Consider the following 10342-nt stretch of genomic DNA (forward strand, 5'->3'; position numbering starts at 1 on the left):
ATTTATGAAAAAATAGGTTTAGCAAATGCTGTTTATGATATCTTAGCAGAAAAGGATATTCTTGATCCATGTAATGATAAGACAGTTCTTTATCATGCTGGTGAAGTTGTAGATACAATAACAACCAATGAAGATGGTCAAGCTGAAAGCAAGTTATTGCCTTTAGGTGATTATGAAGTGAAAGAAAAAGAGTCTCCTAGTGGCTTTGTTTTAAATAATGAAGTGAAAAAAGTCTCTTTAACATATGAAGATAAAGAAACTGAAATTGTTTATGAAGATGTTGAATTTTATAATGAAAGACAGAAAGTAGAAATTGAAACATCTAAACAGGACAGTGATACGCAGGATTATGTAGAGGGTGCTGAATTAACTTTAAAAGCCAATCGAGATATTTATAACTATAAAGGTGATGTGATTGTAAAAGCTGGAACTTTATTAGAAACAGTTGTATCAAACAGCAAAGGCAAAGTTAAATTTGTTACTGATTTGCCTAATGATTTAACACCAAAAGATGGAGTGATGCCTATTGATGATGATTTGAATAATGACATTGATCATGAATTTAGTCAAACGGTTGTTGATGGTGTGAGATTGATTGGTGATCCTAATTCTTTATTTATGGTCTATGAAAGCAAGGAACCAGTAGGCTATATACCTTACAAATTAAATTACTATATTGATACAAGCTATACGAATCAAAATTCAAGCATATTGAAATTTGAAACACCATTTTTTAATGATATTACAGTGACAGAAATATTAAAAACGAATGGTAGTGAATTAATAAAAGGTGCTCATATGCAGATTCTTGATGAAAAGGGTAAGATATATGATGAATGGATAAGTGATGGTACAAGTCATATGAGTAAAGGATTGTCTTTAGATAAAGAATTAATTTTGCATGAGGTTGAACCTCCTCATGGATATACTTTAGCTGATGATATAAAATTCATTGTTAGGGATTATCAAAAAATTGAAATGATTGATAAGCCTATTGTTAGGTTTAGGAAATTAGATAGTGACAGCAAGATATTTGTTAAGGGTGTTCATATGCAGATTATAGAAAAAGAAACAGATAAAACTGTGTATGATTTTATAACAGATGATAAAGCGATGAATTTTGTATTTGATTATGGTAAGACATATATTGCTAGAGAGGTTGAAACAGTAGAGGGATATTATAAGAATGATAAAGATATTGAATTTATTGCAACTCCAAATTTAACAGTTGATTTTTATAATTCACCAATATTGACAAGATTACAGGTGAATAAAATTGATAAGGATACAAAGGAACTGATTGTCAATAATCCTTTTACATTTGCTGTATTTGCTGATAAGAATTGTACACACTTATTAGACATTTTGGAAACAGACAGTAACAAAGGTATTGCTTTAACTAAAATTGTCTTACGTTATGGAAAAGTATACTTAAAAGAAATAAAAGAACCTGATGGGTATATCATTAATCGTGATGTTATTGAAATCAATATTGATGATGATTTAGAGGGTGTAGGAGATATTCATAAAATTGATATTGAAAATGAAAAGATTCCTAAACCAGTTATAACAGTAACAAGCGATTCCACAGCAATTGGTATTTTTGTCATTTTATTTGGTGCATCATTTTGTATTTTTTTAGAATTAAGAAAGTGTAAAAAGAGTAAGTAGTCTATCTATTTACTTTTTAAATTATTATGAAAAAGATATGTGAAAAAGAAAATGTAATGATATGTAAATATGATCTTGTACCATTTGTAGAAAAAATAAATGATAATGCTATAATTCTAGGCGAAACAAACACATTTATGATAGAAAGAAATTGTATTCTCATGAATAATGATGAAATTCTTAAAGACGGTTTGTTGCGAATAGAATATAAAGAAAAAGCAAAGGGGGTGACAATTGGATATTTAGAGGTTGGTTATAATGAATATGTCGTTTTAAAAAGTTATGACCGTCTTTTATTGTTTACAGTTTATATAAGCATTTTTTTATTGGTCACATTAGATTTTATATTTCTAGTGAGGTATTATTTATGAAAATTAAAATACGTTATTTAAAATTAAGTGGTGCTTATAATAAAAATGGAAAAGAAGTTCCTAATAAAGAATTAGAGAAACTTCTTTTATATTCAAACAAAAGCATCATGCAACAATTGCTGAAATTTATACAAAATGATTTAACAACAAAACAAATTGAAAAATTTATAAGTATGAAAAGTTTTGAAAAGACTTTTAAGGATAAAGAATATCAGTGTACGTTTAAATTTATTTTTAGTAGTTTTGGAGATTTGACTTTAGAGGTTGTTAAGTTTAGAAAGCGTGATATGTATAAAGAAATGAAACAACAGCAATTCAAAAACTTAGAAAGTGGAATTTTTGGAAACGATCATTCCATTTTTTAGTTGGGTCAATTTGTGGTAGATATACCACGAAAAAAATAAGGAGGAAAGAAGAAAAATTATGATGAAATTTATGAAAGTAAAAATGTATTATTATACACCAATTGTTATTGATGTGATTTCTCAAAAAATTGATTCTGCAACAAATAAACTTGTAGGTATTGGTGGGGCAATTTGCATTTTATCGATTGTTGTTGGGGCAATTTGCTTAATGATTAGTAAGAAAATACGAGAAGAGGGAAAAGAGAGACTTATTTTTTGTGTGATTGGTGGTGTAATTATAGGAATGTCTACAGCAATATACGGTTGGATTACAAGTATTTAGAGAGTTAAAGAAAATTTAATTCTCTTTTTTTATTGATTTAAAAATGAGAAGAAAGGAGTTTAAATGGAGAATATATCTAAAAGTGTTTATGAACTGCTAACAATACGAGATTTGTTTCAAGATGCTATAAGAGGTATTTTGTGGTCTTTGTGTAAATTTTTTTATGATATGTGTAATGGTATATTTGGTGCTATTGATGATTTTTTTGATGCAGATATATTTAAGGATTTATTAGAAAAATATGCTGATGAAATATTAGGCATATCATTGTCTTTGCTTGTTTTAACAGTGATTATATTTGCTATATTAAAAATGATTGACAGCAAACTCTGTAAAGGATATTTCCGTACATTTTTAGTCGCAACTATTTATCTTTCCTGTTTTACTGGTGTTATGAGCTTTGTGGAATTAGGACAGGAGGCAACAAAAGGTTATGCAAAAGAAACAGAAATGATACAAAACAATCCAGCACAGATTATATTAAAACAAAATATTTATGATGTAAGAAGTTCGGTTGTTTCAAATACAAAGCGTCTGATAAGTGAAACATATCCAGATATGGATTTGTCAACAATAAACATTCATGCGTCTACGAACAAGGAGCCATTGAATAAAAAAGTCACAGCTTTTGTTGCTGGAAAACCAGTCGTTGAACCACTTGCCACTCCGTGGTGGGGATTCGGGAAATTAGATGAGGGTTTATATATTTATAGTGTTAATTTTTTTCAAATTATCTTTTTTAGCATCATATTGGCATTTGGTATTTTTATGAGTTTGTTTAAGATATGCTGGTATAACATTAATATTATATTTGTGTCAATTTTAAGTCCATTGTTTGTTGCAACGGATATGACAGGAAATCGAACCAAGCAGGTTATTACTCAGGTGCTGGGTATGACAGGAGCAATCCTACTTTATATCTTTAATTTGAAATTTGTAACATCATTGTTAACAAGTGCAATGCAAATAGAGAACTGGATAACATCTATGGTATTTGTTATTGTATTATCAGGATTTTTGGTAAAAGGTCCTGAGGTTATATTTAAGTTATTAAATTTAGATCAACCACGACAGGGCATTGTGGGTAGACTTTTAATGGCTCAGGCGTTGCGTGGTGGATTAAGAGGAATTATGAAAGGTGCTGGCAAAGTTGGTGGCTGGGGTATGGATAAGATAAAAGATAATTTACCTGATGGTGGCTCTGATCCAGCTGGTTCTTCTGGATATATTGGCAGTGGAACGTATAACGGTGGTCAAGGTGATGGAAGTCAGGACGGTGGAGGTCAAGATGGTGATGGAAGTGATCCAGTTAACGATCCATCAGGCGGTTCATCAGGCGGTGGAGGTTTTGGAGTCTTTAGACAACGTGGTGGTAATGGAAATGATCCACAATCACAATTCGCTAGACAGTATGGAAATCAATCACCGTTTTCTAATTCTCCTGATCCGACAGCTCAACCGCCTTTTGTTGGTTCAGGACCAAAGGCAGCGACTACTTATGCTCACCCTGACTTACAGAATGGAGAGGGTTATTTTGCCCCTGACAATGTAACACCAGATGATGCAATTAATGATGTGCCTGGTGATGATGGAATGATGAGAAGACATATGCTAAGTGATAAAGCTGTATTAACACAGGATAAGCAAACAGTGCAAAAAGCACAGGAAAAAATGATAAATGATGAAGATCAAATAATAGAACCATCACAGCAATCACAGCAGGTAGAGACTGTAAGAGACGAAAATTCTGAAGATATATCTGAAAATTTATCAATGTTGCTAGATAAATTGAATAGAGGTGAATTATAGATGAGAAGATTAAATTTAATACCAAAGCGTTTGAAAGAAGAAATGAAGTACGCTAATATCCCCATGAAAATTTGGCTGACAATCCCAGCTGTTTTAATATTAGGAATTTATATATTTCCTTTATTTTTAACACCAATAACTTCTGTTTTATACACAGTATTTTTAGAAATATTTGTTATCTATTTGTTTATTCCTTATCACAAGAAAAAGAATTATGAAGTTGTTATTGATTATTTGAAATTTATGTTAAGGAGGAAGATATATAGATGGTAAGTATAATTGTAAAATGTTTAGCATTAGTCATAATGATTTTGTGTATTATTGGTTTGTTTTTACTAGTTAAAAAAGTAAAGTCATCACATTTATGTGATTTATTGGAAGTGAAAGGTTTTGACTTTGATACGTATTCAATTGTGAAAGAAGGTGGGTATACAAAGTATTATGAATGTCAGGGGATAGATATCAAGAATATGCCTTCAAAGGAAAGAGAGGCATACTATGGAGCTTTTCATCAGTTTATAAAAATGCAGGTTAAATTCAGCAATATATATCTTTCGGTACCGTTTCATATTGATACAGGTGTTTATGATAAATATGAAGTTGAGAATGTTAATCTACAGAAGATTAAAGAAATAAAAATCAGAAAGATGAAAGATCTAAACGTGAATAAACTTGATGATAAATGTTATTTGATTATTTATGCGACTACAAAGGAAGAAATGGAACAGTATATTTATTACGTTGAAACATATTTGTGCCATGCAATTCCTCTTCGTGAATTAAGTGAAGTAGAAACATTAAATGTTATGCAAATTTCTTACAATCCTTATTTATTAGAGAAAAGAGGAGGTTATTAAATGAAAAAACTGTTTAAAAGTAAAAATGAAAAAGCTGTAAAGAAGTACAATAAAGTATATTCAAAAAAATTTAGCTCTATTGGCGGAATTGTTGAAAAAGATGATTATATACAATATGCTAACGGTTATCTTGGAGCTTTAACAATCTGGAAATATGATACAGTTGTAGAAGATTTATGGTTGCTTGATCTAGTAAAAAAATATAAGGATAAGGATTGCAATATTATCGTTAAATTTGACTGTCAGGAATATGAGGGAAATATTACAAATGAAATCAATACCTCTTTGAATGAAAATGAAGATTCTTATGTACAGACAAACAAAAGAACAGAACAGATTGATGCAATGAGTTCGTCAGCTAATTTAGAAATGGTTTATAAAGAAATTGTAGATGGCAATGAAATTATTATTGATGGGCAAATTAGAGTGTATGTGTATGCTGACAGTGAAAAGAAATTAAGAAAAAAGATAAAAATTCTCACTGAGAAAATGGAAAACAAAGGCTATAAGGTTTCTACACAGCTAGGAAAGGCATTAGAGGATTATAAGGCAATATCTAATATCAATGTGAATTTGACACAGCCATTTCCAGCAAAAACAATCGCAAGAGGTTTTCCTTATTATTCATCAAGTTTTGAAGACAAAAATGGTTCATTTTTAGGTTTTACACCAACAGGAGGAACGGTGAGTTTAAATTCGTATACAATTGATAAGGTGAGAAAAAGTTTTGACAGCTGGTATTTTGGTGACAAAGGCAAGGGAAAAACAACGTCTCTCGTTGATGAAATAACGGAGGCACTGTTAAGAGGGCATAGAGTTTTTGTGAATGACATTGAGGGAACTTTTCTCCATTTGGCTAAGAAATATGATGGGAAAATTATTTCATTTGGGAATAGTGAATTTTCATATAATTTTTTGCAGATATTGAAAAAGAGTGATACATCATCATTTAATGAAGATTTTCGATATCATGTTTCAAAAATGAAAAGTATGTATTTTTATTTTCTAAACAATAATGCTTATGTTAAAAAAATGATTAAGGCAAGTAAACAGGTCTATGCCCAATATGGATATTTTAATGAAGAAATAGAAAGAGGAGCTTTAAAGATTCCTTTGTTGGAAGATGTAGTTAATTATATTCAGTGTGAAATTGATAGAATAAAGAATGGTAAAAAATCTATTTTTGCAAAAAGTGAATTGGAAGATTTAGAAACAATTGTGAGTGAATTAGATGAATTTATTGATCCGTTAATTTATGGAAGTATATTTAATGTTCAGACAAATTTTAATGTACAAAATGAACAGTTTGTCGTATTTGATCTTTCTTCTATAAAACGTGATCCTGATGAAATTGCATCTGCAGAAATGTTTTTAATTAATAATCTGATGTGGAATGAAATGATGAAAAACAAGACAAATGTAGATGCGAATGGAAACCATATTTTTTTGGTGCTTGTTTATGATGAGGCAAAAAATTTTGTTTCCTCATCTGTAGCTATGGATCATTTGAAGTTTATTGAAGATGTATCTCGAGAAGATAGAAAGTATTTTTGTAGACAGATTTTTGCAACACAGAGTATTAGAGACGTTATTTATAATGATGGTTCAGCAAAATCACATGTTATACAGGCGATTCTTGAACAGTCAACGTATCGTTTTTTTATGGGAATGGACGGAAATTTAGTTCCAATGATAAGACAAAGTTATCCACACATACCATATTCTTATTTACAGGATATACCACGTTTTAAAGAGGGTGATATGGTATTGGATATAAAGGGTGTAACGTCAATAAGATTTCATCATGATATTTCAAAAGAACAGCTGATGATTTATGAAAGCTAAAATATTTATAATAATTGGTGTTGTCATTGCGATACCTTTTATTGCTGTAATAGGTTTGATTGTGATTATGTCTTCTGTTATAGGTGCTGTTTCTATTGGTGGTGGCAGCGACGGTTCAAATGATTCAGGTTATTTATTCCGTGATTTGCCATTTTTAGCTGATTATTACACATGTACAAGTGATTTTGGAAGTCGTAGCAATCCGACAGGTCAGGGGATTGTTTATCATCAGGGCATAGATTTGGTGGCATTTAAAAAAGATGGAACAAAAGCGGTTGATATTGTGAGTGTTTTTGATGGTGTTGTGGTAAATGTCACAGAAGCATCAAGTGGGAGTGGTGCAGGTAATTCATTAGAGGTTTTTGATGAAGTGACAGGTTTGTATGTAAGATATATGCATATGGCATTAAAGCCTAATTTTAATATGAATGATAATGTTAAAAAAGGTGATGTCTTAGGTATTCAGGGCACGACAGGAAATTCCACAGGTATTCATCTTCATTTTGAAATGCATATACAAGATGGAGAAAATAAAATTTTGGTTAATCCGCGTGATTGGTTTGATTTCCCTAAACAAGGGGAATATAGACAGATTGATAACAACGAAAATAAAGAACAGGAGGAAAATAATGAAGAAAGCAAAAGAGATTAAGTTAGTGTTTGTAACCTTTTTTATCGGTTCCGTTTTAATACTTTCAAGCTCGGCATGGTTGCCATTGTTTACAGTTGAAAAGTCGGTAATTGATTTGATTAAAGAAGATTTAACTTTAAAAGAAGATACATTGTTATTGGAGGTTATAGAAAATTATAGTGATATTTCGGCACCAACTGAATTAGATAAGTATAAAAGCAATTTTTTGCTTTATTCTTCTGACAAAGAGAGTGATAAAACGTATGCCAAATTCTTGAATGAGGTTATTGTCAGATTTGCAAATTATCGTGATGTTGAAACTGATAAAGACAAAATTGTATTGTATAAAGATATTGTTAATGAGCTGATAGGGAAATATGATTTTGTTGAATCATTAAAAGGAGTATCAACAGGTCATTCATCTTCTACGTTTTCAAACGGAAGTTTGCAGACAGACAATCAGAATGAAAACGCCGAACATGACGATAGAGGCAATAATCAGAATGTTGAATTGCCTGATGAGCTAAAGGAGTAATGAATTATGAAATTTCATAGAGTAAGATATATTGATTTTGCAACAGTCTTTTTTTATTTCATGAAAGTACCAATGATTATTTTTAAGAAAATAAGATGTATTGTCTTGAAAGAAGATTATGACAAATTCAAAGAACTGTTGCGTATAATCAATGAAGTGAGAATAGAAGTTAACAATTATCAGGAAAAAGATTCTCAGTCAAGAACAACCTTTAAGGCTTATTATGCATATAATGACAATTATATAAAGATAAGATGTCGTTTTATTAAGAAATCAAATGAAAATCAGTATATTCAGTTTAAGGACAGTGTACAGGCTCACACAGGTCAAAAATGTAGTGGCATACGTTTTTATAAGGGATACTGTTATTTTACTATATATTTAGATTTTGAGCCTCTTAATGATTTTGAAAGTGATAATATAAGTGTTTCTTTTGGAACGAGTGTATATGGTTTAAAAAAATGGGATTGGGTTGAATATCCTCATCTTTTGTGTACTGGTGAAACAGGACAGGGGAAAAGTGTTTTTATGCGTTATTTGCTAAGTGGGCTATTTTCAGCAAATCATGAGGTGTGGTGCATTGATGGAAAGTGCATAGATTATGCTTTAGTAAAAGGTGTGTTTAAATGCTATGTTGCAAATGATACAGCCGATAAGGATAAAATAATAAACCTTGTATCTGATTTTTGCCAAAAAATGCACAAAAGATATGAAGAAATGGCAGAAAAAGGTATATCTTCATATGTAGAAGATGAAGATTATAAACCAGTTTTTTTATTGATTGATGAATATTTAACAATATGTAAACAGCTGAATAAGAAAGAAAAGGAAATTTTTGATCATGATATATCAGATATCATTTTATTAGGGCGAGCATGTGGTTATATATTAATTGTTACGATGCAAAGAGCAGATGCCAAATATATAAGCGGAGACATGAGAGATAATTTTATGTTTAGAGCTGTATTAGGCAAAGCATCAAAAGCCAACTATAAAATGATGTTCGAAAATGACGTGCAAAGTTTTGATGAAAAAGGGTGGGCTTGGTATATGCTCGGCACTGATTTAGGCATAGTAAGAATACCATATTTTAAGACTATAACAAGAAGTTGTGAAAAAATATAAGAGGAGAAAAAATGAGATATGATTATGTAATTTTGGTAATGATACTAATAGTATGTATGGCTACTCTCTGTATATTATTGAAAATATTAAAGAAAATAAGTACAAAAAAAGGTAGCATTCTATGCGAATTTAGTATATATGAATTGTTTTTGATAAATGACTGTTTGAATGATAGAGGGGCAGGATTCGCGTTGGATATTGAAGATTTGCATGATGAATTTATGTTTACTGGTTCGGACAACAAAGATTGTGAAGAGGCATATAATTGTTATGATGAAGTAAGTAAACTAAAAAACAAAGTTGATTACTATATGGATCAAATATCAAAAAGTGAATGAAAAGTTTTATAATAAATCATTTTTTAGACGTGATATTTTATGACTTGGGGGAATGAGGGGGCATAAAATATCTGTTTTTTTTATGAAATAAAAAACGTCTAAAAATGATTGTGTCCCCCAAATTCTATTTATTGTTTATGTTGCAACTGTAATTAGAAAGTGTGATATTGCATAAATATTTTTCTTTGTCTGATTGAAAAGAATGATTTATAAAAGAAAGGAAGTTGTTTTTTGAATTGTCAAGTTATAAAATTTAATGCCTTTATTCTAAATGTTATTAAGAAGTACAAAAAGAGAGCAAACAAGGCTGTTTGCTCGTTTTATTTGAAACGCAAAGCGTCTTTTGCACACCAAAGGTGTAAGCAAAAGAAAGACGCGGAGCGTTGCACAAAGATAGGGGAGCGTAGCGAGCCTATCTTTACTTCTATTTATTAATGTGCAACTTAAGACACAAAACAGAGAATAAGGGTAGC

Annotated in this window: 12 protein-coding genes; all 12 read left to right on the top strand. The window is 30.5% G+C overall.

Annotated elements, in window-relative coordinates; translation table 11 throughout:
* The coding region (locus GQF29_RS17940; RefSeq protein WP_236916510.1) for a SpaA isopeptide-forming pilin-related protein at window positions 1–1671 on the top strand (1671 nt) is incomplete at its 5' end.
* A 56-nt stretch (window positions 1672–1727) separates the two neighbouring features.
* On the top strand, window positions 1728–2042 hold the full coding sequence (locus GQF29_RS17945; protein ID WP_236916385.1) for a hypothetical protein: 315 nt from the start codon (window positions 1728–1730) through the stop codon (window positions 2040–2042).
* Complete coding sequence (locus GQF29_RS17950; protein ID WP_008788024.1) at window positions 2039–2407, top strand: hypothetical protein; 369 nt, start codon at window positions 2039–2041, stop codon at window positions 2405–2407. Before GQF29_RS17945 ends, GQF29_RS17950 begins: the two co-directional genes overlap by 4 nt.
* A gap of 58 nt (window positions 2408–2465) precedes the next feature.
* Entirely contained in the window at window positions 2466–2729 is a 264-nt protein-coding gene (locus GQF29_RS17955; RefSeq protein WP_054690439.1) for a hypothetical protein, read from the top strand.
* Window positions 2730–2792: 63 nt separating this feature from the next.
* A complete protein-coding gene (locus tag GQF29_RS17960; RefSeq protein ID WP_008788026.1) occupies window positions 2793–4538 on the top strand; it encodes a pLS20_p028 family conjugation system transmembrane protein in 1746 nt (581 codons plus the stop codon).
* A complete protein-coding gene (locus tag GQF29_RS17965; protein WP_008788027.1) occupies window positions 4539–4811 on the top strand; it encodes a hypothetical protein in 273 nt (90 codons plus the stop codon).
* Window positions 4805–5395, top strand: coding sequence for a hypothetical protein (locus GQF29_RS17970; RefSeq protein ID WP_054690441.1), 591 nt, complete (start codon window positions 4805–4807; stop codon window positions 5393–5395). The genes GQF29_RS17965 and GQF29_RS17970 overlap by 7 nt, the downstream gene beginning before the upstream one ends.
* Window positions 5396–7240: a TraC family protein gene (locus tag GQF29_RS17975; RefSeq protein WP_008788029.1), complete on the top strand. Its 1845-nt coding sequence runs from the start codon at window positions 5396–5398 to the stop codon at window positions 7238–7240.
* Window positions 7230–7892, top strand: a complete 663-nt coding sequence (locus tag GQF29_RS17980; protein ID WP_008788030.1) for a M23 family metallopeptidase — start codon at window positions 7230–7232, stop codon at window positions 7890–7892. The genes GQF29_RS17975 and GQF29_RS17980 overlap by 11 nt, the downstream gene beginning before the upstream one ends.
* On the top strand, window positions 7870–8406 hold the full coding sequence (locus GQF29_RS17985; RefSeq protein WP_008788031.1) for a hypothetical protein: 537 nt from the start codon (window positions 7870–7872) through the stop codon (window positions 8404–8406). Before GQF29_RS17980 ends, GQF29_RS17985 begins: the two co-directional genes overlap by 23 nt.
* Before the next feature lie 6 nt (window positions 8407–8412).
* The gene (locus GQF29_RS17990; RefSeq protein ID WP_160340739.1) at window positions 8413–9531 is read left to right on the top strand and encodes an FtsK/SpoIIIE domain-containing protein; all 1119 of its coding nucleotides are present in this window, start codon (window positions 8413–8415) and stop codon (window positions 9529–9531) included.
* 11 nt (window positions 9532–9542) lie between these two features.
* Complete coding sequence (locus GQF29_RS17995; protein WP_160340738.1) at window positions 9543–9869, top strand: hypothetical protein; 327 nt, start codon at window positions 9543–9545, stop codon at window positions 9867–9869.
* Window positions 9870–10342 lie beyond the last annotated feature (473 nt).

The sequence above is a fragment of the Coprobacillus cateniformis genome, assembly GCF_009767585.1.
Lineage (GTDB): Bacteria > Bacillota_I > Bacilli_A > Erysipelotrichales > Coprobacillaceae > Coprobacillus > Coprobacillus cateniformis.

Bases quoted from the DNA above. Each gene is read 5' to 3' on its own strand.
- GQF29_RS17945 (WP_236916385.1), top strand. From the start codon at position 1,728: ATGATATGTAAATATGATCTTGTACCATTTGTAGAAAAAATAAATGAT.
- GQF29_RS17950 (WP_008788024.1), top strand. From the start codon at position 2,039: ATGAAAATTAAAATACGTTATTTAAAATTAAGTGGTGCTTATAATAAA.
- GQF29_RS17955 (WP_054690439.1), top strand. From the start codon at position 2,466: ATGATGAAATTTATGAAAGTAAAAATGTATTATTATACACCAATTGTT.
- GQF29_RS17960 (WP_008788026.1), top strand. From the start codon at position 2,793: ATGGAGAATATATCTAAAAGTGTTTATGAACTGCTAACAATACGAGAT.
- GQF29_RS17965 (WP_008788027.1), top strand. From the start codon at position 4,539: ATGAGAAGATTAAATTTAATACCAAAGCGTTTGAAAGAAGAAATGAAG.
- GQF29_RS17970 (WP_054690441.1), top strand. From the start codon at position 4,805: ATGGTAAGTATAATTGTAAAATGTTTAGCATTAGTCATAATGATTTTG.
- GQF29_RS17975 (WP_008788029.1), top strand. From the start codon at position 5,396: ATGAAAAAACTGTTTAAAAGTAAAAATGAAAAAGCTGTAAAGAAGTAC.
- GQF29_RS17980 (WP_008788030.1), top strand. From the start codon at position 7,230: ATGAAAGCTAAAATATTTATAATAATTGGTGTTGTCATTGCGATACCT.
- GQF29_RS17985 (WP_008788031.1), top strand. From the start codon at position 7,870: ATGAAGAAAGCAAAAGAGATTAAGTTAGTGTTTGTAACCTTTTTTATC.
- GQF29_RS17990 (WP_160340739.1), top strand. From the start codon at position 8,413: ATGAAATTTCATAGAGTAAGATATATTGATTTTGCAACAGTCTTTTTT.
- GQF29_RS17995 (WP_160340738.1), top strand. From the start codon at position 9,543: ATGAGATATGATTATGTAATTTTGGTAATGATACTAATAGTATGTATG.